Origin of the sequence: uncultured Dietzia sp. (genome assembly GCF_937873725.1) — a bacterium.
Taxonomy (GTDB): domain Bacteria; phylum Actinomycetota; class Actinomycetes; order Mycobacteriales; family Mycobacteriaceae; genus Dietzia.
On sequence record NZ_CALMYY010000063.1, the window covers coordinates 16661 to 41605 of the forward strand.

Consider the following 24945-nt stretch of genomic DNA (forward strand, 5'->3'; position numbering starts at 1 on the left):
CTGGTCATGGCGACCCGCTTCTCCCATTCGGCCCGCATCGAGTCCCGGCTCGAGACCGTGTTCACGTCGTATGCCGACGAGGCCTTCTGGCACGACCGGCTGAGCACCGTCGGCAGCCCCGCGGACACGCTCGACGACTTTGTGGTCACCAGCGAATCGATCTCGGTGACCGTCACGCAGGTCATCCCCGACGAGGACATCCCGGACCTGGCCCGCAAGGTCCTGCCCGGGCAGCTGACGATCGTGCGCACCAACACCTTCACCGGCTTCGACGGCGAACGGTTCTCGGGCACCGCGCGCGCCGAGGCCGCCGGCGGGCTCGGGTTGATCGACGGCGGCGCGGAGGCGGTCAGCGAGGGCGGGTTGGCGCTGGAATCGGTGTCCGGCAAGGTCAAGGTGTCCGTCCCGCTCCTCGGCGGCAAGCTGGAGAAACTGGTCATCTCGCACCTCACGCACCTGTTCGCGGCCGAGTACGAGCACCTCAACCGCTGGGTCTCGCGGCACTGAGCCGCCTCCGGGCCACACGTCCCGGCGCACCGCGGTCGCGGGGACGTGACCTGCGGTTCTGCACGCCGGGCCGGGATCGGCGACAATCGGACCAATGCAGCCGCACGACACCCAGCAACTGCCCGCCCACGACCGTTCCGTCCACGACAGCCCCGCCCAGGTCCGCCCCGGCGGCAGGCGCCGCGGGCCGATGATCGCCCTGATCGCCGTCCTCGCGGTGGCGGCGCTGCTGGCCGGGCTGGTGGGGCTCGAGTTCGGGTTGCGCAACTCGATCCGGAACCAGATCCAGCAGGAGGTCACCGCCTCGCTCGGGTCCCCGGCGCAGGTCGAGCTGGGCGCCCGGCCGGTGCTCCTGTCGTACCTCACCCGGTCGCTCGGCTCGGTGCGGATCACCACCGACGGCTCCCCCGCGGACGGCGCGGCGGGCCCGGCCCCGGCGATCGACATCACCGCCGAGGGCGTCCGGTCGGAGGGCGACCTGACCTACGTGGACTCGCTGACCGGGACGGCGTTCGTCTCCGAGCAGGCCATGGCGACCGCGGCGCAGCAGGAGACCGTCGGCGGGGACAGTCTGCTCGCCGGCCTGGTGCAGGTCCGGGAGATCGTCGCCGACCCCGCGGCGGGGATGCTGCGGGTCTCGATCAGCGGGCTGGCGGAGGCGGTGGTGACCCCCCGGCTCGTCGGCGGAAACCTGGAGATGGAGCCCGAGCGGGCCTCGATCCTCGGGTTCCAGCTGCCGTCGTCGCTGCTCGGCGGCACCATCTCGATGATGGACTCCGCGCTCGCCGAGCTGCCCCGGGGCATCGAGCTGACCGGCGTTCGCGTGGTGCCGGGCGGCATGGCCGTGGATCTCAGCGGGCGGGACGTGGTCCTGGAGGCGGCCCGCTAGCCTCCTTTCGGCTTGCGCTGCCTTTCCGGCTTACGCTGCCCCCTCGGCCCGCTAGGCCCCCGGCTTGCGCTGCCTCCTCGGCTTGCGCTGCCCCTCCGGTCCCTACCCGCATCGCACCCCCGGCGATTGCGTACATTCCGCCCGCGCAGGCCGAAGGGGCAGCGCAGGCAGGCCGGGCAGCGCGGGCAGGCCGGGCAGCGCGGGCAGGCCGGGCGGGCGGGCCGTGGATCTCAGCGGGCGGGACGTGGTCCTGGAGGCGGCCCACTAGCCCCCTCGGCTTGCGCTGCCCTTCCGGTCCCTACCCGCATCGCACCCGCGGCGATTGCGTACATTCCGCCCGCGCAGGCCGAAGGGGCAGCGCGGGCAGGCCGGGCAGCGCAGGCGGGCAGCGCGGGCAGGCCGGGCAGGGCGGGCAGGGCGGGACGAAGGGGCAGCGCAAGCGGGCCGGGCGGGACGAAGGGGCAGCGCAAGCGGGCCGGGCGGGACGAAGGGGCAGGGCGGGCAGGGCGGGCGGGCCGCTAGACCGGGAAGCCCTCCAGCACCGCGCGGCTTCCGCTCAGCCCCAGCCGGGTGGCGCCGGCGGCGATCATCGCGCCTGCGGTGTCCGCGTCGCGGATCCCGCCGGAGGCCTTGATGCCGAGCCGCCCGCCCACCGCCCGGTGCATGGCGGCCACCGCGCGCACGCTCGCGCCGCCGGCGGGGTGGAAGCCGGTGGAGGTCTTGACGAAGTCGGCGCCGGCCTCGGCGACCGCGCGGCACAGCGCCTCGATCCGCTCGTCCCCCGCCTCCTCGCCCAGCGCGCGGTGGAGGGCCGCGGTCTCGAGGATCACCTTGATCACGACGGGCGGGGGCACGGCGTCGCGCATGGTGAGCACGTCGGCCATCACCTCGTCGACCAGCCCTGCGATCGCCGCCCCGATGTCAATGACCATGTCCACCTCGCGGGCGCCCTGATCCACCGCGAGCCGTCCCTCCATGGCCTTGACCAGGGGGTGATGCTTGCCGGACGGGAACCCGGCCACCGTGGCCACGGTGAGGCCGCCGGCGCGGACCGGCAGCATGGCCGGGCTCACGCACACCGCCTTCACGCCGAGCTCGCGGGCCTCCTCGATGCAGGCCTGCACGTCCGCACGCGAGGCGTCCGGGGAGAGCAGGGTGTGGTCGATCATCGCCGCGACGCGGGCTCTGGTCAGGGTGTTCCGGGGGCTGGCGTCCATGCCGACCAGCCTAGCGGGGCTCCCCGACACCCCTTGCTGGCACAATGACGACTCATGTCACGCCGCTTCGTCCTCACGCTGGGTTGCCCCGACCGCATCGGCATCGTCGCCCGCATCGCCACGTTCCTCGCCGAGCTGGGCGGCACGATCGTGGAGGCGGCCTACCACGCGGACGAGGACTCGCGGTGGTTCTTCACCCGCCAGGCCGTGGACGCCGCGTCGATCGGGATGGAACTCGACGAGCTCCGCCGCCGCTTCGAGCGCGTGGCCGCCGAGCTGGGACCGGAGACCGACTGGCACATCGCCGACTCCGGCCAGCCAAAGGACGTCGTCATCCTGGTCTCCAAGGACGGCCACTGCCTGCACGATCTGATGGGTCGGGTCGCGAGCGGCGACTACCCCGCCCGCATCCGGGCCGTGGTCGGCAACCACGACACGCTGCGCGGCATGACCGAGGCGCACGGCATCCCCTTCCACCACGTGCCGTTCCCGGCGGATCCGGCCGAACGGGGCCCGGCGTTCGGGGAGGTGGCCGGGATCGTCGACGACATCGACCCGCACGCGATCGTCCTGGCCCGCTTCATGCAGGTCCTGCCCGACGAGCTGTGCACCCGGTGGACCGGGCGGGCAATCAACATCCACCACAGCTTCCTGCCGAGCTTCGTCGGGGCGCGCCCGTACCACCAGGCGCATACCCGCGGCGTCAAGCTCATCGGGGCGACCTGCCACTACGTCACGGCGGACCTGGACGAGGGGCCGATCATCGAGCAGGACGTCATCCGGGTGGACCACGCCGCCACCGTGCAGGACATGGTGCGTCAGGGCCGCGACGCGGAGAAGCTCGTCCTGGCCCGGGGGCTGCGCTGGCACCTGGAGGACCGAGTGCTGGTCCACGACGCCCGCACGGTGGTCTTCACCTGATCGGGCCCGTCGACCCCTCGGGGATCCGTGACGCCGGGCCGGCAGGCCTGCCCGGCCTCACCTGCGTCTGCCGCCGACCGCCGGCCTGACATCGGCGAAGAACACCCCGACCGCCACCATCGCGATCACGCTGAGGAACCCGAACGGTCGCAGGGCGAAGAGGACCCCCGCCAGCAGGCAGATGCCGATCCACGCCGGCTTGGGCCACTTCCCCTCGACCGCGTACGCCGACGCCGGCGGGAGGATGGCCATCACCACACCGACCAGAGCCCATAGAACGAGAGCGGCCTGAACGGCCAACTGAACCAGACCCCAGGTCCCGGGGAGCGCATCGATCACACGTGCCAGTGTAGGCGGATCGTCCGACGGTCCGCCCACGACGAGAACCGCCCCCGGCCCGCTCGGTGGGAGCGGACCGGGGGCGGTCGGTGTCCGGCGTCAGCCGGGACGACTCACTTGTCGTCGGACGAGACCGGCTTGGGAGCCGGAGCGGACGCCGGTGCGGCGGCCGGCTTGGACGCCGGGGCGGCCGGCTTGGCGGCCTGGCTCGCGGCGGGCGTGGTCGCCTTCTTGGCGGGCGCCTTCTTGGCCGGGGCCTTCTTGGCGGGCGCCTTCTTGGCCGGGGCGGTCCGGGCCTCGACCTTGGCGGCGCCGCTCTGGACCTCGTCCGAGACGGCGAACGCGGCGTCCTCGACGGTGTCGGCGGCCTTGTCCGCGGCGTCACCGACCTCCTCGGCGGCGTGGCGGGCGGCCTTGGACACGCGGCCGGCTGCCTTGACGCCGATCGAGCGGGTCTGGCGGGCGACCGTACCGAGCGCCTCCTCGCCGAGCTCGACCTGCTCCTCGACGGCGCCGGCGGCGCGGGCGACCTGCTCGTTGACGCGGGCGAGGCCGGCCTCGAGCTGCGGGTTCTCCTCGCGCAGGCGGGCCACGACGTCCTCGCCACGCGCGGCGAGTCCACCGTAGATGCCGGCGGCCACCTCGACGTACGCGTCGGCGACCTTACGCAGCTCCTCCGGGCGGAACCGGTTGACCAGCTCCTCGACCTCGGCCGGCAGGGCCTGGACCCGGTCGGGCACCTCGGTGACGCGGTTCTGCACGTCGGACACGCGCTCGGTGACGCGGTTCTGCACGTCGGTCACCCGCTCGGTCACCTTGGTCTGCGCGTCGGTCACGGCCTCCTCCGCACGGCGGCGGAGGTCGGCGACCAGGCCGGACACGGCCTGGACCGCGAGGTCGTTGATCCCGACGTAGGCGTACACCGGGGTGCGCACCGCGGCGAGCGCCTGGCCCAGCGGGCCCTCGAAGACCGGATCGTTGGCGGTGGACTTGCGCGGCGCGGTCTTGGCCGAGCTGGACACCTTCTTGGCGGCCTGGGCCTTGGTCGGCGCCTTGGCGGCGGCCTTGGCGGGGGCCTTCTTGGCGGTGGGCTTCTTGTCGGTCATGTCGACTCCTTTGATCAGTTGCGGGTGTTCAGTGGTGGTGTCGCGTGGCCCCGGGGGGCCGCCGTCGGACGCGCTCAGGGCACGTCGACGACCTGGTCGGCTGCCGTTGCGTTGTTGGTTCGGAACGACTCGTAGATCTCCACGAGCACCTCCCTCTGCCGCTCGGTGAGGTCCGGGGACGTCAGGATGGCATCCCTGACGGGGCTCCCCTGCTTCAGCTCGAGAATCCCCGCTCGGGCGTAGAGCACCTCCGCGGACAACCTCAGACCTCGTGCGATCTGACCCAGGACCTCGGCGGACGGCTTGCGCAGCCCGCGTTCGATCTGGCTCAGGTACGGGTTCGAGACGCCGGCACGCTCGGCGAGCTGCCGGATGGACACCTCGGCCGCCTCCCGCTGTGCGCGGATGAACGACCCGACGTCCTGCGACTCGGACGGGCGCTTGTCGAGGTCACCCGGGAGGGCGCCGTCGTCATGACGGGGAACCTCGCCGGTCGGCTTGGTCCTCCGCGCGAGAGTCGCAGCGGTCGGTTCGACCACGTGCGTGGCGGTGGACTCCGTCTTGTCACTGCCTCGGCCACGTGTCTCGGCCATGGAGTCCACCTCCTCTCGCCGTCCTTCATCGTCTACACACAACGCTAGCAACCAGCGCTTGCTGCAGCAAGCGCTATCTGCGTCCCGGACCGGTGTGGTTCGTCACACCGGCTCGTCACACCCGGGAGGGTCAGAAGACGGCCTCGGAGACCAGGTGGATGACCAGCCCGGCGAGGGCGCCGACGACCGTGCCGTTGATGCGGATGAACTGCAGGTCCTTGCCCGCGAGCAACTCGATCTTGTCGGAGGCCTCGTCGGCGTCCCACCGCTCGACGGTCTCCGAGATGATCGAGGTGACCTCGCCGGCGTAGTTCTCGGCCACGTACGCGGCGGTGCGGGTCGTGTAGTCGTCGAGCCGCGCCCGGACCTTCTCGTCCCCCACCAGCATCTCGGACAGGCGGCGCAGCAGGTCGTCGATCTTGACCCGGAGGGTCGACGACGAGTCCTCGGTCGCCTCGACGATCATCCGCTTGGCCGCCACCCACGCCGACCCGGCGGCCCGCCTGACCTCCCCCCGGCTCATGACCTCGCGCTTGAACACCTCGAGCTTGGCCATGGTCGAGGGGTCGTGCTGGAGGTCGCGGGCGAAGTCCTCGGCGAACCCGATCAGGGCCAGCCGGACGGCGTGCTGCTTGTCCACCTTGATCTGCCAGGTCCACTCGCGCAGCTCCCGGTAGGCGCGGTCGGACAGGAGCTCGTTGACGAACTGCGGCGCCCAGGTGGGGGCCTTCTCGCGGACCCAGCGGTCGATGGTGACCGGGTTGGCCTCGACCCACTCGTGCGCCCGGTCGGCCATGAGGTCCAGCAGCGGCAGGTGCCGCCCCTCGTCGAGGAGTTCCGCGAGGATCCGACCGGCCGGGGGGCCCCACTCGGGCTCGGCGATCCGCGCGACGATCGTGCGCTCGATGATCGCCACGGCGTCCTCGTCGCGCAGCACCGCGAGCACGGACCGGATGGCCTTGGCCGCCTGGTCGGACGCCAGCTCGCGGTGCCCGGGATCCTGCAGCCACTGCCCGGCCCGCTCGGGGATGCGCGCGCTCCGGACCTTCTCGCTCACCATCGCGGGATCGAGGAAGTTCTCGCCCACGAACCCGCCCAGCGAGGTCCCCAGCTGGTCCTTCTTCTTCCGGATGAGGGCGGTGTGCGGGATCGGGATCCCCAGGGGGTGACGGAACAGCGCGGTGACCGCAAACCAGTCGGCCAGTCCGCCGACCATCCCGGCCTCCGAGGCCGCGCGGACGTACCCCGCCCACGCCCCGGCACCGTTGTTCAGCGAGTACTCGGCGAACAGGTAGACTAGGCCGGCCACGACGAGAAAGCCCGTCGCGACCATCTTCATCCGCCGGAGGGCGGACCTGCGCTCCGCGTCGGTGTCCGGGTCCCCCGCCTTGAGCGCGGGACCGCCCGCCGCGGCGACCGGGTCGAGCGTCAGTGTGCGTCCTCGCGGCCGTGCCGACGGAACCCGGCCATGCACAGTCCGAGCCCCACCAGGAAGACCACGACGTTGGCCACGATGGCGGCCACGGTCAGTCCGAGCGAGACGCCCATGCCGTCCATGTAGTAGCCGAGCGCGGTGATGGGCAGGCCCAGCATGCTCATGCTCAGCAGGAGGACGGCGGACCCGATGTAGACCAGATCCGAGTACAGCGGGTACACCGGCGACTCCGTGGTCGCGTACTCCGGGTAGTACTCCTCGACGATGGCGGCACCAGTGTGCGCGAGGGTCTGACCGGCCATGATGTCGTCCTCTTTCGTCTACTACCGATCCCGCGCCGCAGGGCCCGGGACTTGAATACCCCTGATCCTATTAGAACCTCACCCGTCCCGGGCAACCGACCGGCGGATTCGTCGGGCCGCGGTGACGAGATTGCGCAGCGCCGGCTCCAACTGCCAGGTGTAGCGGGTCTTGAGCCCGCCGTCCGGCACCGCCCAGAGCCTGTCGACCCCCACCGCGGCCACCCCCTTGAGCAGGCGCTCGTGCAGGAGATCGATGTCCGGCACGAATCCCGACCTCGACTCGTAGACGCCCGGGGCCACCTGCCGGGTGAGCGTGTTGTCGGTGAGCGCGTCCAGGACCCAGTCGATCGACCGCGTGGCGACGATCGCCGTGACGTCCGCGTCGAGCCCCTCGATCGCCTCCCTCATCTCCCGCAGGGACGAGTAGCTCAGGTGGGTGTGGATCTGGGTGTCCGGCCGGGCCCCGGCAGAGGCGAGCCGGAACGTGGCCACCGCCCACTCGAGGTAGGCCGTGCGGTCGGCGCCGCGCCGGGGCAGCAGTTCCCGGAGGGCGGGCTCGTCGATCTGGACGATCGCCAGCCCCGCCGCCTCCAGGTCCGCCACCTCGTCCCGGATCACCAGCGCGAGCTGCGTGGCCACCTCGGGGAGCGAGAGGTCCGTGCGGCAGAAGGACCGGGCCAGCATGGTCACCGGGCCCGTCACCATCCCCTTGACCGGCCGGTCGGTGAGCGTCTGCGCGTACCCCGTCCACTCCACCGTCATGGGCGCGGGCCGCGCCACGTCCCCGTGGAGGATCGGGGGCCGCACGCAGCGGGAACCGTAGGACTGCACCCACCCGTGGCGGGTGGCGGCGAACCCGTCCAGCAGTTCCGCGAAGTACTGGACCATGTCGTTGCGCTCGACCTCGCCGTGCACCAGCACGTCCAGGCCGATGTCCTCCTGCAGGCGGATCACCGAGGCGATCTCCGCCCGCAGGTACTCGCAGTAGCGCTCGTAGTCGATCCTGCCCTCGGCCAGGTCACGGCGAGCGCGCCGGATCTGCACCGTCTGCGGGAACGAGCCGAGGGTCGCGGTGGGCAGCGTCGGGAGGCCGAGCCTGTCGGCCTGCAGGGCGGCCCGCTCGGGGTAGGGGAGGCGGACCCTGTCGTCGTCGTGGACCCCCGCGGTCCTGGCGCGCCCGTCGTCCCGGCGCGCGGCGGGCGGCACCGGCACCGGCCGCCAGTCCGGCGGCGGACCGTCGACCAGCGCCACGGCCAGCGACGCCACCTCCGACACCTTCTGCCGGGCGAACGCCAGCGTGCCGGCGAGCCCGGCGGGCAGGGCCGTCTCCGCCAGGACGTCGTAGGGGACGTGGAGCAGCGTGCACGAGGTCGAGACCACCAGGTCGCCGAACACGGTCTTGAGCTCGCGCAGGTAGTCGAGCGTGGCGAACGGGTCCGTGCGCCACACGTTCTGGCCGTCCACCACGCCGGCGTAGAGGCGCTTACCGGTCAGGCCCGGGACCGCGGCGAGGTCGGCTACGATCCGCCGCCCGTGCACCAGGTCCAGCCCGATCGCCTCGATGCCCGTCGCCGCGAGCGCCGGAAGGGCGCCGGCCAGGTCCCCGTACTCCCCCGTCACCAGGATCCGGGGCCTGTCGCGCACCGCGGAGAGCCTGTCGTAGGCGTGGCGGAGCCGGTCGATCTCCCCGGGCGAGCGCTCCATGGTCATGCACGGCTCGTCGAACTGCACGCACGTCACGCCCGCGTCCGCGAGCACCCCGAGCAGCGCCTCGTACTGGTCCAGCAGTCGGTCGAGCAGCGCGATCGGGCGGAAGCCGGGCTCGGCGGTGGGGGCGGCCTTGGCGAGCAGCAGCAGCGACAGCGGGCCGGTGAGGACGGGCCGGAGCTCGAACCCCAGCTCCCGGCCCCGCGCGATCTCGGCCAGCAACTCCCCCGGCTGCAGCCCCAGCGTGGAGGTGGCCTCGAACTCGGGCTGCCGGTAGTGGTACGGGGTCCCCTGGAGGGCGACCAGCTCCAGCGGCGACACGTCCGCCCGGCCGCGGGCCAGCGCGAACTGCGTGTCGAGCGGGCCCAGCCCCTCGACCAGCTCCCGGAACCGGTGCGGGACCGCGCCCATCAGCAGGGCGTCGTCCAGGACGTGGTCGTAGAAGGAGAAGGTGTTGCCCGGGATCTGCGTGAGCCCCCCGGCGCGGAGCTCGTGCCAGGTCGACTCCCGGATCCGGCGGCCGGTGGCCAGGAGCTCGGACCGGGTGCCGTCGCCGTGCCAGTACCGCTCCAGCGCGCGCTTGAGCTCGCGGCGCGGGCCGATCCGCGGATACCCCAGGACGCTGGAGGCGCGGGCGGGGTCGAGGTGCGCCGCGTCGGCGGCGGGGCGGGGGCGCGTCGCCGTGGCGCCGGGGGCCGGCGGCGGGAACGACGACGACGACGACACGGTCTCAGCGCGACGCGTGCGCGGGGGCCCGGGTCGCGTCGTAGCGGTGGAAACCGTGGCCCGTCTTCTTGCCCAGCCGGCCCGCCTCGACCATGCGCCTGAGGAGCGGGGGCGGGGCGTACAGCGGCTCCCGGAACTCGGTGTACATCGAGTCGGCGATCGCCATGACGGTGTCCAGCCCCACGAGGTCGGCCAGGGCCAGCGGACCCATCGGGTGGGCGCAGCCGAGCACCATGGCCTTGTCGATGTCCTCCGGGGTGGCGAATCCGGACTCGGCCATCCGGACGGCCGAGAGCAGGTACGGCACGAGGAGGGCGTTGACCACCGCGCCCGCGCGGTCCGCGGAGTGGACGACCTGCTTGCCCAGGACCTGCTCGGCAAACCTCTCGGCGCGCTCCCGGATGCCCGCGCCGGTCTCCAGCGTGCTCACCAGCTCGACCAGGGGGAGCACGGGGACGGGGTTGAAGAAATGCATGCCGATCACGCGCTCCGGCCGCGCGGTGCACGTGCCGAGCTTCATGATCGGGATGGAGGAGGTGTTGGAGGCCAGGACGGCGTCGGGGTCGGTGACCACCTCGTCGAGTTCGCGGAACACGGCCGTCTTGGCCGCCTCGTCCTCGACGATCGCCTCGACCACCAGCTGGCGGTCGGCGAAGTCCCCGAGGTCGGTGGTGAACCGCAGGCGGAGCGACGCCTGCTCGCGTTCGCGACCGGTGATCTTGCCGGAGGAGACCCCCCGGTCGAGCGAGCCGAGGATGCGGGCGCGGCCGGCGGCGGCGAGCTCCCGGGTGGATTCCCACACCAGGACGTCCACGTGGGCGCGCGCACACACCTCGGCGATCCCGGACCCCATCTGGCCGGCGCCCACCACCCCGACGCGAGTGATCCGCCCCGGGTCCCGGGCTGCCTCGCGGGTGGTGGGCATGTGCGACACGTCCTTCGGGGCCGGATGGGGTTCGGGCCGGGCGCGGGGCCCGGGGGGCGCCAGAGACGACCGGGGGCCGGGCCGCCTCCAAGAAGACGGCCGCGGCCCCCGGTGTGCTCACGCCACGGTGCCGGTCGGCCTACGCGCAGGCCGACCAGGGGATCAGTGGAACTGACCCTCTTCGGTGGAGCCCTTCAGCGCCGCGGTGGACGTGTTGGGGTCGACCGTGGTGGCGATGCGGTCGAAGTAGCCGGCGCCGACCTCGCGCTGGTGCTTGACGGCGGTGAAGCCACGCTCCTCGGCGGCCTTGAACTCGCGCTCCTGCAGCTCCACGAACGCCGACATCTGGTTGCGGGCGTAGCCGTAGGCCAGGTCGAACATGCCGTAGTTGAGGGAGTGGAAGCCGGCCAGGGTGATGAACTGGAACTTGAAGCCCATCGCGCCGAGCTCCTTCTGGAACTTGGCGATCGTCGCGTCGTCCAGGTTCGCCTTCCAGTTGAAGGAGGGCGAGCAGTTGTAGGCCAGGAGCTGGTCCGGGAACTCGGACTTGACCGACTCGGCGAACTTCTTGGCGTACTCGAGATCCGGGGTGCCGGTCTCCATCCAGATGAGGTCGGCGTACGGGGCGTAGGCCTTGGCGCGCTCGATGCAGGGCTCGATGCCGTTGCGGACGTTGTAGAAGCCCTCGGCGGTGCGCTCACCGGTGATGAACGGGCGGTCGCGCTCGTCGACATCGGAGGTGATGAGCGTGGCGGCCTCGGCGTCGGTGCGCGCGATGATGACCGACGGGACGTTCGCGACGTCGGAGGCGAGACGGGCCGAGGTCAGGGTGCGGATGTGCTGGCTGGTCGGGATGAGCACCTTGCCACCGAGGTGGCCGCACTTCTTCTCCGACGCGAGCTGGTCCTCCCAGTGCACACCGGCGGCGCCGGCGGCGATCATGGCCTTCTGCAGCTCGTACGCGTTGAGGGCGCCACCGAAACCGGCCTCGGCGTCCGCGACGATCGGGGCGAGCCAGTTCTCGACCGAGGTGTCACCCTCGATGCGGGCGATCTCGTCGGCACGCAGCAGGGCGTTGTTGATGCGGCGAACGACGGTCGGGACCGAGTTGGCCGGGTACAGCGACTGGTCCGGGTAGGTGTGGCCCGAGAGGTTGGCGTCGCCGGCGACCTGCCAGCCGGAGAGGTACACGGCCTCGAGGCCGGCACGGATCTGCTGCACGGCCTGGTTGCCGGTGAGCGCGCCGAGCGAGTTGACGAAGTCCTTGTTGTTGACCTTGTCCCAGAGGATCTCCGCGCCGCGACGGGCGAGGGTGTGCTCCTCGACGACGGTGCCCTGCAGCTCCGCGACCTGCTCGGCCGTGTAGTTGCGGGTGATGCCCTTCCAGCGGGGGTTGGTGTCCCAGTCCTGCTGGATCTCTGCAGCGGTACGTGCCTTGCCGACGTTCGACATCGCGTCTCTTTTCTGTCTCGGGAACGGTGCCGACTTCGCACAATTGCGAGCGCGGCATCCTGTACTTCCCAAGACTGCCACACGCACCGCACCGCGTCTACCTGCGGGTAGTGCGAATATGGCGAGTTTCCTTGCCTTGCTTGCAAACTTTGCGAAGAATGTGGGGCGGACCACCAACCGGAGGGGAAAGCTGATGACGGCCTCACAAATGGGTGCGCGACTGCGTCGGCTGCGCGAGGAGAAGGGCCTGACCCAGGCCGCCTTCGCGCAGTCGCTCGGCTTGTCGTCGTCGTATCTCAACCAACTCGAACGCGACACCCGCCCGGTGACCTCCCGTGTCCTCACCACACTCTCGGAGGTCTACGGCGTCGACTCCACCTTCTTCGCCTCGGACTCCGACACCCGCCTCATCGCCGAGCTGAGCGAGGCGCTGTCCGACCCGCAGGTGTCCGGGGGCATCCCCGCCTCGGACGTGGTCGACCTGGTCCGCGCGCACCCCTCGCTCGCGCGGGCCTTTGCCGTCCTCCACCAGCGGTACCGCAACTCCGCCGACCTGCTGGCCGCGCTCACCGAGAGCCGCAACGCGCTGTCCGCCGAGGTGGACCGTTCCGCCCTCGCCATGCCGCACGAGGAGGTGCGCGACTACTTCTACCAGCGCCAGAACTACATCGATTCCCTCGACGTGGCCGCCGAGGAACTCACCACGCGCATCCGCATGAACCGCGGTGACGTCCGGGCCGAGCTCGAGAACCGCCTCGCCGAGACCCACGGGGTCCGCGTGGTGCGCCGGGTGGACCTGCCCGACGGGCTGTGGCACCGCTACTCGGCCCGGGACCGTCGGCTCGACCTGTCGGCGCACCTCACCAGCGGCCAGCAGGCCTTCCGGGTGGCCTCGGAGCTGGCCTTCCTCGAGCACCGGGCCCTGCTCGACGAGCTCGTGGCCGACGGCGCCTTCAGCTCCCCCGCCGCCCTCACCCTGGCGCAGCGCGGCCTGGCCAACTACTTCGCGGCCGCCGTCCTCATGCCCTACCAGCGCTTCCTCGACACCGCGGAGGACTTCCGGTACGACGTCGAGCGGCTCATGACGTTCCACGCGACCGGGTACGAGACCGTGTGCCACCGCCTGTCCACGCTGCAGCGGCCGGGTGCCTCGGGGGTGCCGTTCAGCTTCGTCCGCGTGGACCGGGCCGGGAACATGTCCAAACGCCAGTCGGCGTCCGGCTTCCACTTCACCACCTCCGGCGGCACCTGCCCGCTGTGGAACATCTACGAGACCTTCTCCTTCCCGGGGAAGATCATGCGTCAGGTCGCGGAGATGCCCGACGGGCACCGGCACCTGTGGGTCTCGCGCACCGTCACCACCCGGCCCATGCGGTTCGGCCAGCCCCGCAAGACGTTCGCGATCGGCCTGGGCTGCGACGCCCGCCACGCCCACCGCACCGTCTACGCCCAGGGGCTGGACCTTGACGACTCGGACGCCGCCACCAAGATCGGCTCGGGCTGCCGGATGTGCGAGCGCCCGGCCTGTCCGCAGCGGGCCTTCCCGCCGCTGCACCGGGCGCTCAAGGTGGACGCCCACCGCTCGGCCCTGTCGCCGTACCTCCTCGACGGACCCGGCTCCCCCTCGGGCGCCGCTGCCCTACCCTGACGGCCATGAGCCAGCCGCACAGCAGCGCCAGCGATCCCGCCGGTGCCACCGACATCTCCGCCGCCGGCGCCACCGACGGCGCCACCGCCACGGCCGGCCGGAGCCCGTCCCGACCCCGCATCCGCCCCGGCGGGTTCCGCGAGCTCGGCCCCGTGGGGTGGGCCGTCAACCGCGTCGGCGCCCGCGTCACGGGCAGCCGCGACGTGCACCTGTTCGCCACCCTCGGCCACGCCCGCCGGCTGTTCCCCGCCTGGCTGGCCTACTCCGGGATGATGATGCCCTTCGGCGTCCTGGACCGCCGGACCACCGAGCTGGTGATCCTGCGCGTGGCCCACCTGCGGGGCAGCGCGTACGAGCGGGCCCACCACGAGCGGATCGGCGCGCGGGTGGGGCTCGACCACGACGAGATCGCCCGCACCCTCCACGACCCCGCCGACGCGGGGTGGACCGATCGGCTCGGGGCCGTGCTGCGCGCGGTCGACGAGCTGGTGCGGACCAGGGACGTCGCCGACGACACGTGGGCGGGGTTGGCGACGCACCTGACCGCGGCCCAGCTCGTCGCCCTGGTCCAACTGGTGACCCAGTACGACGGGCTGGCCACGTCGATCCACACCCTGCGCATCCAGCCCGACCAACAGCGCTGACCCCCGCCCGCACCCGCCCGCACCCGCCCGCACCCGCCCCGACTTACGCTGCCCCTCCGGCTTGTGCTGCGAGAATGCTCGCCTGTCCCGGGGGTGCGCTGGCCGACGGGACCATTCGGCCAGCGCAGGTCAGAGAGCCAGCGCATCCCGCGGGGTGCGGCGTCGCGGCCACGGGGGCATCCGGCGATTTCCACAGGCCCCCACCCCTCCACAGGGATGCCCCGGAGGGCCTCGGTCGGAGGCCGAACGACGATGGACGCTCGGCATCATCTCGGGCATGACCCGCACCGGCCCTCAGGTACGTCACCCCGTTCCCCCCCGGGCCCGACTGAGCCGCGAGATCGCCCCCACCCCCAGGCGGCGGCGGGACCGCGACTTCGTCAAGACCGCCGACGAACTGGGGCTCCCCGCCAGCACCGAGCTCACCCTCGAGACCCTGTCTGTCGCCTACTTCCGCCTCTACCCCGGCGCGGTGCTCACCGGGTGGTCGGCGGCTGCCCTCCACGGGGTCACCGCACCCGGCGAGGCGATCCCGGAACTGTGCGTCGGCCCTCACGGTCGGGCGCGAGCGGGTCTCCGGATCAGGCGATACACGGTGCCGGACCGATGGGTGACGAGGGTCCGCGGCGTTCGGGTCACGAGCCCTGCGTGGACGGCCTTCGACCTCGCCCGATTCAACGACCACGTGGACGGAGTCCTCGCGCTCGAGGAGTTGTACCGGAGGGGCTTCACCCGGGAACGGATGCAGGAGACCGTCGACTCGCTCGCCGGCACGTGGGGCGTTGCGCGCGCCCGGCGGGTCCTGGCCGACTCGGATCCCCGGTCGGAGTCACCGCGAGAGACCGAGACGAGGCTGTTCCTCCGCGCGGCCGGCTACACGGACTTCATCCCTCAGGTCGCGGTTCGCGAACTCGGATACCGCCTGGACCTCGCGGACCCGGATCGGAAGATCGCGGTCGAATACGACGGGCCCCATCATGACGACCCGGTCCAGCAGTCCAAGGACCGACACCGTCGGAATCGGTTGCAGGCCGCCGGCTGGATCGTGATCGTGGTGGACCGCAGGATCTTCCGTCTCCAGCGCGACGAGATCCTGCGGCAGGTCGAGGCTGCCTACCGCCTCACCGCCGACAGAGGGGCAGCATGAGTCGGCGGCGGCCGGGCCAGCGTCGGCGGCCGCCCGCCCGGTTGCGCTGCGCCCTCGACTCACGCTGCCTCTGTGGTCCCGTCCGCCATCGCAAGCCCGGCCCAGGCGTGCATTCCCCCAGCACAAGCCGAAGGGGCAGCGTAAGCCGGGGGCGGCGGGCCCAGCACAAGCCGAAGGGGCAGCGTAAGCCGGCGGCGGCGGCGGCGGCGGATCAGACCTGCAGTGCCGGGCGCTCCAGGCACGGCCGGCAGGCGCGGGCCCGCTCGTCCAACCCCAACGTCACCGTCTCCCCCGCCGGCACCAGGACCGGCTGCCCCTGCACGGTGCAGTCGAAGTCCGCGCCGTTGAGGTTGACCAGCGTGATCTCCTCGTGCGTTACGCGGACCCGCACGTGCGTGCCGCGGACGGTCAGCCGGAACGTCAGCGCGTCCCACTCGGCCGGCACCCGCGGGTCGAAGGAGATGTCCCCCCGGTAGTCGCGCATGCCGCCGAACCCGCTGACCAGCGCCGACCAGACACCACCGGCGGAGGCCACGTGGATCCCGTCCGCGGCGTTGCCGTGCACGTCCGCCAGGTCCACCACGAGCGCCTTGGAGAAATGCTCGAACGCCTCCTCGCAGTAGCCGATCTCGGCGGCGATGATCGACTGGACCACGGCCGAGAGCGTGGAGTCGCCGGTGGTGAGCGGGTCGTAGTACTCGAAGTTGGCCCGCTTCTGGTCCTCGGTGAACTCGTCGCCGCGCAGGAACATCGCCAACACCACGTCGGCCTGCTTGAGCACCTGGTGGCGGTAGATCACCAACGGGTGGAAGTGCAGCAGCAGCGGCCGCCGGGGCTCGGCCAGATCCTGGTCCCAGACCTCCTTGGCCAGGAAGTCCTGGTCCTGCGGGTGCACACCCAGCGCCTCGTCGTAGGTGATCACCATGTTCTTGGCGGCGCGTTTCCATTCGGCGATCTCGCTGTTGTCGATCTTCAGGCGCCGGCAGATCCCCTCCCACCGACCGTCGCCCAGCTCGGCGATGCGCTTGCACGCGATCGCCGCGGCCACCAGGTTGAACCGGGCCATGGCGTTGGTGAAGAGGTTGTTGTCCACGACGGTCGTGTACTCGTCGGGGCCGGTCACCCCGTGGATGTGGAACCGGCCGTCGACGGCGAAGAACCCGAGCGAGACCCACATGCGGGCGGTCTCCACCAGCACGTCCACGCCCTCGCGGACCATGAACTCCTGGTCGTCGGTCGCCCAGACGTACTTGACCATGGCGTGCGCGATGTCCGCGTTGATGTGGTACTGAGCGGTGCCGGCCTCGTAGTAGGCCGAGGCCTCCTCGCCGTTGATGGTGCGCCACGGGTAGAGCGCGCCCTTCACGGACAGGAAGCGGGCGCGCTCGCGGGCCTTGTCCAGCATCGAGTAGCGGAACCGCAGGGCGTTGCGCGCGAACTGCGGCAGCGTGTAGGTGAGGAACGGCAGGACGTAGGTCTCGGTGTCCCAGAAGTAGTGGCCGGAGTAGCCGCTGCCGGTGACGCCCTTGGCGGCGATCCCGCACGTCTCCGCCCGCGCCGAGGCCTGCGCCAGCTGGAAGAGGTTGAAGCGGATGGCCTGCTGGGTCTCCGCGGGCCCCTCCACCTCGACGTCGGCGCGGTGCCAGAAGTGGTCGTACCAGTCGCGCTGCGTGCGGTGCAGGTCCTGCACCCCGCGGTCGCGGGCCCGCATGAGGGTCCGCGCGCAGCGTTCCACCAGCTCGTGGGCCGGGACCTGCGCGGACGTGTGGTAGGCCGCCATCTTGGTGAGCCGGAACACGCGACCCGGAGTCACGTGCGCGTGGTAGATCACGCGCGATCCGTCCTCGTCGACGACCGTGTTCATGTCCACGTTGTCTTCCGTCTCGACGCGGTGGTCCACGGCCACGCCGATGGTCATCCCCGAGTTGGCGCAGCGATACCCGTGCACCTGGTAGCCGCGCTGGCCCTCGCAGTGCTGCGACTCGAGCACCCGGTGCTCGAGGCCGTCCGACCGGCGGGGGTCGAAGCCCTCTGCCGTCCCGGCGTCGGCGGAGTGGTACTCGTCCTCGCCGTCCTGCCGGTTGAGCACCTGCGAGGAGATCACCACGGGTGCCGGCTCGTCGGGGAGCTCGATCTCGTAGGTCATCACCGCGAGGTGCTTCTCCACCATCGACACCATGCGGGTGGTGCGGATGACGACCTTCTTGCCGGCGGGCGTCCGCCACACCAGCTCGCGGCGCAGGATGCCGTCGCGGAAGTCGATGCTGCGCTCGTAGCGCTCGAGGTCGGCGGCGGTCACGCGCAGCGGCTCGTCGTCCACGTACACGCGGATCGTCTTGGTGTCGGGGGCGTCGACCATCGTCTGCCCCTCGCGGGCGAGCCCGAACGCGTCCTCGGCGTGCTGGATGGGCCACGTCTCGTGGAACCCGTTAACGTAGGTCCCGTGGGTGCGGGAGTCCCGGCCCTCCTCGGGGTTGCCGCGCATCCCCAGGTAGCCGTTGGCCACGGAGAACTGCGTCTCGGACACCCCGAGCGGGGAGGCCTTGGGGCTGGTCTCGACCCAGCGCCACGGGTCCACGGGGTGCGTGGAGCGGTTGATCTCCGGGACCTCGAGGTGGCTGCGCAGGTTGACGCCGTAGGTCGTGCGGATGTTGCCGGGGACGGACTCGCCGACGGTGTCGTGGACCGGGCCGCGCCCGGGGGTGACGGGGCTCATGACCCCGTCGCCGTCGGTCCGGGGATGAGCTCGGAGAGATCGACGACGACGAGGTCGGCGCCCTCGTCGAGCAGGACCTCGCGCCCGGCCCCGCGGTCCACGCCCACCACCCGGGCGAACCCGCCGGCGGCACCGGCCTGCACGCCGGAGACGGCGTCCTCGATCACCACGCACCGGGCCGCGGGCACCCCGAGCAGCTCGGCGCCCCGCAGGTAGGTGTCGGGCCGGGGCTTGCCGGGGATGCCCTCGGCGGCGGCGACCAGCCCGTCGACCACCACCTCGAAGCGGTCCCGCAGCCCCGCGGCCTCGAGGACCGCGGTGGCGTTCTTGGAGCTGGAGACCACGCAGGAGGCGATGCCGGCGGCGTCGAGGGCGTCGAGGTAGGCCACCGACCCCGGGTAGGCCTCGATCCCCTCGTCGAGCAGCTCACGGAAGATCACGTTCTTGCGCATTCCCAGCCCGTGGATGGTGTCCGCGTCGGCCGGGTCGTCGTCGTCCCCCTCCGGCAGGGCGATCCCGCGCGCGGCGAGCATCGACGCGATGCCCTCCACACGGGGCTTGCCGTCGATGTAGCGGAAGTAGTCCTCGTCCGAGTAGGGGTCGATCCCGCGGTCGGCGAAGTAGGCGGAGAACATCCGGTTCCACGCCTGCATGTGCTTCTCCGCCGTCGGGGTGATCACCCCGTCGAGGTCGAAGAGCACGGCGTCCACACCGTCATGGTCCATGTCGTGTCCTGCTTCCGGGCGCCGGGCCGTTCTCTGTCTTGCCGATGACGCACCAAGGCTAGACTCACCCACCGCATCTGGCCGCCCCGGACCACCCTCCTATGGGACACCTCACACTCCGCGCGCGCGTACCGGCCACGACCGCGGGACGCCCCGGGGTGGGCGGGATGCGCAGATCCGTGGTGTGCGGTGGCATTATGTTAGGGACCATGACCAGAAGGAGAGAGATGAGACTCCGTACCCGCACCCCCCGCCGTGTGGCCATCGCCGGCCTGGCTCTGGCGACGGCGGCCTCGCTCACCGCCTGTTCGTCGGAATCCGATGACGCCTCCGCTGACCCCGGCCAGACCACGAGCGCGGCCGTCGACGAGTCCACGCCGCAGGCACCGGTGAACGACCTCATCCTGGGCGAGGGCGAGACCCCGGGATCGGGCGTCGTGCGGGTGATCGGGCCGGACGTCCTCCGGGAGCCGATCGACAAGCTGATCGCCGATCAGGGCCGTCAGCTCATGGAGAACCCGGCGTGCGACAAGGTCTCCCGCCTGGAGACCGTCTCCAACTTCGCGCTCACCGAGGGTGTCACCGCGGCGGTGCTGTACAAGCAGTCCGAGACGGACGAGACGCAGCACCAGTTCGGCATCGGGCTGGTCAAGAAGAAGCTGGACGAGTTCCTCGACCGCTCGCTCTACGAGGCCTGCACCACCTCGAAGAGCGCCAGCAACCCCGAGGTGGAGCTGGTCATGACCGTCGCCGACGCCCCGGCCGTCGAGGGCGCCGAGGGTTTCCGGGTGACCAGCGACTTCCTGGTCAACCAGCCCGACGGCAGCAGGACCATCAGCCGGGCGATCGTCATCCACGGGTTCGCCCGCGGCGTCACCTCCAGCATCGAGTACATGGCCACCGGCAACGATGCGGCGGCCGACCCCGTCCTGCCCGCCGCGAACGCCGCTCTCGACAAGATCTACGAGGCGCAGATGAACAAGATCATCGCCGCGAAGTAACCCGCTCGAGACCACGCGAGAACGCCCCCGGAGCCGGCTCCGGGGGCGTTCTGGCGTCGGGGCCCCGGAGGGCGATCCCGCTAGAGGTTGATCATGTGGCCGCCGACGCCCTCGAGGGCCTCCTTCATCGCCTCGGACAGGGTCGGGTGCGTGTGCACGTTGCGGGCCACGTCCTCCGCGGTGAGGTCCCACATCTGCGCGAGGGTCAGCTCGGGCAGCAGCTCGGACACGTCCGGGCCGATGAGGTGCGCCCCCAGCAGTTCGCCGTGCGTACCGTCCGCCACGACCTTGACGAACCCGACGGCGTGCCCCAGCCCCTGGGCCTTCCCGTTGGCCGAGAACGGGAACTTGCCCACCTTGACGTCGTAACCCTCGTCGCGGGCCTGGGCCTCGGTCAGCCCGAACGACGCCACCTGGGGCTGGCAGAAGGTGGCACGCGGCATCATCCGGTAGTCGCCCAGCGTCTGGGTCTCGGCACCCGCCATGGTCTCGGCGGCCACCACGCCCTGGGCCTCGGCCACGTGGGCCAGCTGCAGCTTGGCGGTGACGTCGCCGAGCGCGTAGATCCCCGGGACGTTGGTCCGCATGGTGTCGTCGATCGCGATGGCGCCGCGATCGGTGAGCTCGACGCCCGTGTTCTCCAGCCCGAAGCCCTCGACGCGGGGGGCGAATCCCACGGCCATGAGCACCTTGTCCACGGTGAGGGTCTGCGTGGACCCCTCGTCACCGTTCTTCTCCACCCGGACCTCCACGGAGTCACCCTTGTCGGTGATCGCGGTGGTCTTGTGGCCGGTGAGGAGCTTCACCCCGAGCTTCTTGTAGTGCTTGGCGATCTCCTTGGAGACCTCCTCGTCCTCGTTCGGCAGGAGACGGTCCATGTACTCGACGATCGTGACCTCGACGCCGTAGTTGGCCATGACGTACGCGAACTCCATGCCGATCGCGCCGGCCCCCACGATCACGACCGAGTCCGGCAGCTCGCGGGAGAGGATCTGCTCCTCGTAGCTCACCACGTTCTCGCTCAACTCGATCCCGGGCAGCGACTTGACCACGGATCCGGTCGCGATGATGCAGTTGTCGAACGTGTACGCCGTGCCGCCCACCTCGATCGTCTTGGCGTCGGTGAAGGTGCCGAACCCGTCGATCTCCGTGATCTTGTTCTTCTTCATGAGGAAGTGGACGCCCTTGACGATCTGGGCCGAGACCTTGCGGCTGCGGTCGTGGGCGACGCCGTAGTCGAAGGAGACGTCGCCGGAGATGCCGAAGGTCTTGGCGTCGCGCAGCACGGTGTTGGCCAACTCGGCGTTGCGCAGCAGGGCCTTGGAGGGGATGCACCCCACGTTGAGGCAGACTCCGCCCCAGTACTTCTCCTCGACGACGGCCACCTTGAGGCCGAGCTGCGAGGCGCGGATGGCGGCGACGTAGCCACCGGGGCCCGCGCCGAGGACGATGAGGTCGTAATGAGAGTCAGCCACGACACACAGGGTATGCGCAACGGGCGGCTCCGGCACGGGATGCACCCGGGAATCGCACCCGAAATGAGCATCGCCGCCCCCTTCCGCGTGGAGGGGGCGGCGACGTCGACCGCGTCAGTGGCGGATCAGGACAGGTTGCCCAGGACCGACTTGAGGGCGGTGGTCACGAGACCACCGATCGCCTCGGCGATCTGATCCGTGATGGTGGTGGTGGAACTGCCGCCGCTGAGGGAGCTGGACTCGCTGGAACCGCCGGCGAGGATCTCTTCGAGAGAAGCCATGTGTATCTCCGTTTATCGAGTGCATCCCCGACCTAGTCGAGAATGGCCGGGTCAACCGACCCGGACGCCCGGTTGATGATACTGACCACGCGGTCCGGTAACAAGACCCTGAGCGTGAGAGGTGCCGCTGCGGACGTGTCGCGTCGATCACGGCATCATCGAGGGCATGACAGCCCCCGCCGACGTCGACCCCCACCTCCACCTGGAGTCCGTGGACTCCCCCGAGGCCCTCTCATGGGTCCGCGAGCGCAGCGACCGGACGGTGGCGGACCTCGCGTCCGGGCCGGCCGCCGACGCCGCGACCGCCCGCGCCCTGGAGATCCTCGACGCCACGGACCGCATCGCCTGGCCCGTCCTGCGGGGCCGCCACGCCTACACCCTGTGGCGGGACGCCGAGCATCCCCGCGGGCTGTGGCGCCGGGTGCCGTGGTCGGTGCTCGCACAGGGCGCCCCCGCCGTGGACCACCCGGCCTGGGAGACGCTCCTGGACGTGGACGCCCTCGCCGCCGAGGAGGACGTGAACTGGGTCTACTCGGGCACCGTTGTCCGGCGCCCGTCGGACGACCGCGTGCTGATCCGGCTGTCCCGTGGGGGCGCGGACGCCGTGGAGATCCGCGAGTTCGACCTGGCCTCCCGGCGCTTCGTCCCCCGGGCCGAGGGGGGATTCCGGTTGGCGGAGGCCAAGTGCTCGGTGTCCTGGGTCGACCGCGACACGGTCCTGCTGGCCGCCCCCCTGGATCCCGACGGCTCCGACGCGACCGAGTCCGGGTACGCCCGCGTGGTCCGCCTGTGGCGCCGGGGCACCGATCCGGTGGACGCCCCCGAGCTCTTCTCCGGCCGGACGGACGACGTCGCCGTGGGCGCCTCCCACGACCCTGTCACCGGGCGCGTCACCGCCAGCCGGGCGCCCGACTTCCACACCTCCGAGGAGTGGTCCTGGCCCCTCGGCGCCGACCCCACGGTCGACGCCCCGTTCAGGCTGCCCGTTCCCGAGGACTGCCGGGTGGACTCCTGCGGCGACTGGCTGCTGCTGCGCCCCCGGACCGACCTCGGCGCCGCGGGGCGGACCTACCCGGGCGGCTCGGTGCTCGTGGTCCCGTGGGCCGCGGTCGACGCCGACGCCGGCCGGCTCCCCGAGCCGGCGGTCCTGTTCGCGCCCACCCCGTCCACCACCGTCGAGGACGTGACATGGGGTCGGGGCCGGCTCCTGTTGACGATCCTCGACGACACGGAGTCGCGCCTCGAGGCGTTCGCGATCCCCGACACCGCCGACGGTCCGTGGGAGCCGCTGCCCGTGAGGGGCCTGCCCGAGCACGTCTCGGTGGACGTGCTGTCCTGCGATCGACTCGCGTGGGCGGGCGTCGCCGGTGCGGGCCCGGCCGCCGAGCGCCCCCACCCCGACGATGCCGTGCTCGCCGTCTCCGGCCCGGTCGTCCCGCCCTCCCTGGTCCTGCTCCGCGCCGACGGCTCCAACCAGACCCTCGGCTCGACCCCGCACCGCTTCGACGCCACCGGGATCGAGGTCACCCGGCACACGGCGGTCAGCGACGACGGCACCGAGGTGCCGTACACCGTGATGCGCGGACCCGGCGGGCCGGGCCCGCGGCCCACGATCCTCTACGGCTACGGCGGGTTCGAGGTCTCCATGCGGCCCGCCTACGCCGCCCTGCGCGGCGCGCTGTGGCTCGAGGACGGCGGCGTGTACGTGGTGGCCGGCATCCGCGGCGGCGGCGAGTACGGGCCCGGCTGGCACCGGGCGGCGGTCCGCGAGAACCGGCCCCGCGCCTTCGAGGACTTCGCGGCCGTCGCCCGCGCGCTCGTCGACACCGGGGTCACCACGCGGGACCAGCTGGGCGCCACGGGCGGATCCAACGGCGGGCTGCTCATGGGCGTCATGCTCACCCGCTACCCGGAGCTCTTCGGGGCGCTGGCGATCGCGGTGCCGCTGCTGGACATGAAGCGGTACCACCTGCTGCTGGCGGGAGCGTCGTGGATGGCCGAGTACGGCGACCCGGACTCGGCGGACTGGGAGGACTTCCTGGGGCACTACTCGCCCTACCAGCACGTCCGCCCGGCCACGGAGGTCCGCTATCCGCCGGTCCTCATGACCACCTCCACCCGGGACGACCGCGTGCACCCGGGCCACGCCCGCAAGATGACGGCCGCCCTGGAGGCCGCCGGCCACGAGGTGGCGTACTACGAGAACACGGAGGGTGGCCACGCCGGCGCGGCCGACAACTCGCAGGAGGCCCGGAAGGCGGTCCTCACCTACGAGTTCTTCCGGCGTCGTCTCCCTCGTCGTCGTCCCGGGACGGACTGACGGGCACCTCGCGGTCCATCCACGCGAGCACCCGGGCGACCACCGCGGCGGGCGTGCGCGCCCACGTGTTGTGGCCGAGCGGCACCGGCTCCACCTCCAGGCTCGTCCTGGCACCGGGGAGCATGGCCAGCAGTCCGCGCGCGGCGCTCTCGGGCGCCAGTGGGTCGTGCGCGATCACCACCGACAGCACGGGGACCTCGACGCGGGTCAGGCCTGCCAGGTAGTCCAGGTCCGCGCGCGCCGGTTGCATGACGCCGGTGGCCGCGAGCCGGGACCAGTCGCGCACCCGGTCGGCCGGGAGCCGGCCCTCGGCGCCGAAGAACCCACCCGGGACGTGACCGGCCAGCCGTCCCACGACCGGCAGCACCACCGAGCCGAACCGCAGCTTGCGACCCACCGGCCGCGGGAAACCGCGGTGGAACGGCGACTGGGCTGCCACCGCGACCAGCCCTGCGACGCGCGGGTCGCGGCGCGCCAGGTGGTAGACGCCGATCTGGGCGCCCATGCTGTGGCCGAGCAGGATCACGCGCCGGTCGCCGAGGGCCCGGCGCATGGCGTCCAGGGCCAACGGGACGTCCTCGGCGGCGCTCTCGTGGTACCCGGCGACCCCGCCGCGGCCGATCCGGTGGGTGCTCTCGCCCTGGCCGCGCAGCTCGGTGATCGCCACGTCCACGCCCTCCGCGGCGAGCGCGCGGGCCAGGGGGAGGTAGTAGCGGGCGCCGGCCGCGATGCCGGGGAGGCACCGGACCGCCGGAGGCGGCGTCCGCGTTTGGGCCAAGCTTACGTGATCTTGGCGCCTTTTGAGATCCCGCCCGGCCTGTATGGCGGACATTCGGTTAACTTTCTCCTGCCCGCCACTGTGCCCTACC

The 24945-nt window shown here is 71.8% G+C and carries 22 protein-coding genes; 8 read left to right on the forward strand and 14 right to left on the reverse strand.

What is annotated here, in order from left to right:
• Positions 1-6 precede the first annotated feature (6 nt).
• Together Q0444_RS05720 and Q0444_RS05725 are read left to right on the forward strand one after the other, a co-directional pair.
• A complete protein-coding gene (locus Q0444_RS05720) occupies positions 7-507 on the forward strand; it encodes a DUF2505 domain-containing protein (RefSeq protein ID WP_299022055.1) in 501 nt (166 codons plus the stop codon).
• A gap of 94 nt (positions 508-601) precedes the next feature.
• Positions 602-1396, forward strand: coding sequence for a DUF2993 domain-containing protein (locus tag Q0444_RS05725; protein ID WP_299022058.1), 795 nt, complete (start codon positions 602-604; stop codon positions 1394-1396).
• Positions 1397-1914: 518 nt separating this feature from the next.
• On the opposite strand, the gene deoC is transcribed toward Q0444_RS05725, so the two are convergent.
• Entirely contained in the window at positions 1915-2613 is a 699-nt protein-coding gene (gene deoC, locus Q0444_RS05730) for a deoxyribose-phosphate aldolase (RefSeq protein ID WP_299022062.1), read from the reverse strand.
• Between the two features lie 54 nt (positions 2614-2667).
• Between deoC and purU the strand changes: the two genes are divergently transcribed.
• Complete coding sequence (gene purU / locus Q0444_RS05735; protein ID WP_291080850.1) at positions 2668-3534, forward strand: formyltetrahydrofolate deformylase; 867 nt, start codon at positions 2668-2670, stop codon at positions 3532-3534.
• A gap of 57 nt (positions 3535-3591) precedes the next feature.
• On the opposite strand, the gene Q0444_RS05740 is transcribed toward purU, so the two are convergent.
• From Q0444_RS05740 to aceA, 8 genes are all read right to left on the reverse strand, one after another.
• Positions 3592-3873 (reverse strand): DUF2516 family protein, encoded by a 282-nt coding sequence (locus Q0444_RS05740; protein ID WP_291080848.1) that lies wholly within the window; start codon positions 3871-3873, stop codon positions 3592-3594.
• Positions 3874-3986: 113 nt separating this feature from the next.
• Positions 3987-4979 (reverse strand): hypothetical protein, encoded by a 993-nt coding sequence (locus tag Q0444_RS05745; RefSeq protein WP_291080846.1) that lies wholly within the window; start codon positions 4977-4979, stop codon positions 3987-3989.
• Positions 4980-5053: 74 nt separating this feature from the next.
• Positions 5054-5572, reverse strand: coding sequence for a helix-turn-helix domain-containing protein (locus Q0444_RS05750; protein WP_299022066.1), 519 nt, complete (start codon positions 5570-5572; stop codon positions 5054-5056).
• Positions 5573-5702: 130 nt separating this feature from the next.
• Positions 5703-6911, reverse strand: coding sequence for a DUF445 domain-containing protein (locus Q0444_RS05755; protein WP_299022068.1), 1209 nt, complete (start codon positions 6909-6911; stop codon positions 5703-5705).
• An 89-nt stretch (positions 6912-7000) separates the two neighbouring features.
• On the reverse strand, positions 7001-7309 hold the full coding sequence (locus Q0444_RS05760; protein ID WP_291079850.1) for a hypothetical protein: 309 nt from the start codon (positions 7307-7309) through the stop codon (positions 7001-7003).
• A 78-nt stretch (positions 7310-7387) separates the two neighbouring features.
• A complete protein-coding gene (gene metE / locus Q0444_RS05765) occupies positions 7388-9634 on the reverse strand; it encodes a 5-methyltetrahydropteroyltriglutamate--homocysteine S-methyltransferase (RefSeq protein ID WP_299022089.1) in 2247 nt (748 codons plus the stop codon).
• 112 nt (positions 9635-9746) lie between these two features.
• Positions 9747-10667, reverse strand: a complete 921-nt coding sequence (locus Q0444_RS05770; RefSeq protein WP_291079848.1) for a 3-hydroxybutyryl-CoA dehydrogenase — start codon at positions 10665-10667, stop codon at positions 9747-9749.
• Positions 10668-10829: 162 nt separating this feature from the next.
• Positions 10830-12119: an isocitrate lyase gene (gene aceA, locus Q0444_RS05775; RefSeq protein ID WP_291079846.1), complete on the reverse strand. Its 1290-nt coding sequence runs from the start codon at positions 12117-12119 to the stop codon at positions 10830-10832.
• Positions 12120-12312: 193 nt separating this feature from the next.
• Between aceA and ramB the strand changes: the two genes are divergently transcribed.
• From ramB to Q0444_RS05790, 3 genes are all read left to right on the forward strand, one after another.
• The gene (gene ramB / locus Q0444_RS05780; protein ID WP_291079844.1) at positions 12313-13767 is read left to right on the forward strand and encodes an acetate metabolism transcriptional regulator RamB; all 1455 of its coding nucleotides are present in this window, start codon (positions 12313-12315) and stop codon (positions 13765-13767) included.
• Between the two features lie 5 nt (positions 13768-13772).
• Entirely contained in the window at positions 13773-14411 is a 639-nt protein-coding gene (locus tag Q0444_RS05785) for a carboxymuconolactone decarboxylase family protein (protein ID WP_299022072.1), read from the forward strand.
• Between the two features lie 277 nt (positions 14412-14688).
• Positions 14689-15558 (forward strand): type IV toxin-antitoxin system AbiEi family antitoxin, encoded by an 870-nt coding sequence (locus tag Q0444_RS05790; protein WP_299022074.1) that lies wholly within the window; start codon positions 14689-14691, stop codon positions 15556-15558.
• Positions 15559-15769: 211 nt separating this feature from the next.
• Here the strand turns inward: Q0444_RS05790 and Q0444_RS05795 are convergent, their stop codons facing one another.
• Entirely contained in the window at positions 15770-18274 is a 2505-nt protein-coding gene (locus Q0444_RS05795; RefSeq protein ID WP_291080389.1) for a glycoside hydrolase family 65 protein, read from the reverse strand.
• Entirely contained in the window at positions 18271-18999 is a 729-nt protein-coding gene (locus tag Q0444_RS05800) for an HAD family phosphatase (RefSeq protein WP_291080388.1), read from the reverse strand. Before Q0444_RS05800 ends, Q0444_RS05795 begins: the two co-directional genes overlap by 4 nt.
• A 227-nt stretch (positions 19000-19226) precedes the next feature.
• Here Q0444_RS05800 and Q0444_RS05805 point away from each other — a divergent pair, with 227 nt between their 5' ends.
• Entirely contained in the window at positions 19227-20000 is a 774-nt protein-coding gene (locus Q0444_RS05805; protein ID WP_291080386.1) for a hypothetical protein, read from the forward strand.
• Positions 20001-20080: 80 nt separating this feature from the next.
• Here the strand turns inward: Q0444_RS05805 and lpdA are convergent, their stop codons facing one another.
• Positions 20081-21475, reverse strand: a complete 1395-nt coding sequence (lpdA, locus tag Q0444_RS05810; RefSeq protein ID WP_291080384.1) for a dihydrolipoyl dehydrogenase — start codon at positions 21473-21475, stop codon at positions 20081-20083.
• A gap of 125 nt (positions 21476-21600) precedes the next feature.
• A complete protein-coding gene (locus tag Q0444_RS05815) occupies positions 21601-21756 on the reverse strand; it encodes a hypothetical protein (protein WP_291080382.1) in 156 nt (51 codons plus the stop codon).
• 166 nt (positions 21757-21922) lie between these two features.
• On the opposite strand from Q0444_RS05815, the gene Q0444_RS05820 reads away from it, so the two are divergent.
• Positions 21923-24076 carry a prolyl oligopeptidase family protein gene (locus Q0444_RS05820; protein WP_299022081.1) on the forward strand — a complete coding sequence of 718 codons (2154 nt, stop codon included), beginning with the start codon at positions 21923-21925 and terminating at the stop codon, positions 24074-24076.
• On the opposite strand, the gene Q0444_RS05825 is transcribed toward Q0444_RS05820, so the two are convergent.
• The gene (locus Q0444_RS05825; RefSeq protein WP_299022084.1) at positions 24021-24854 is read right to left on the reverse strand and encodes an alpha/beta fold hydrolase; all 834 of its coding nucleotides are present in this window, start codon (positions 24852-24854) and stop codon (positions 24021-24023) included. The genes Q0444_RS05820 and Q0444_RS05825 overlap by 56 nt on opposite strands.
• Positions 24855-24945: the final 91 nt, after the last annotated feature.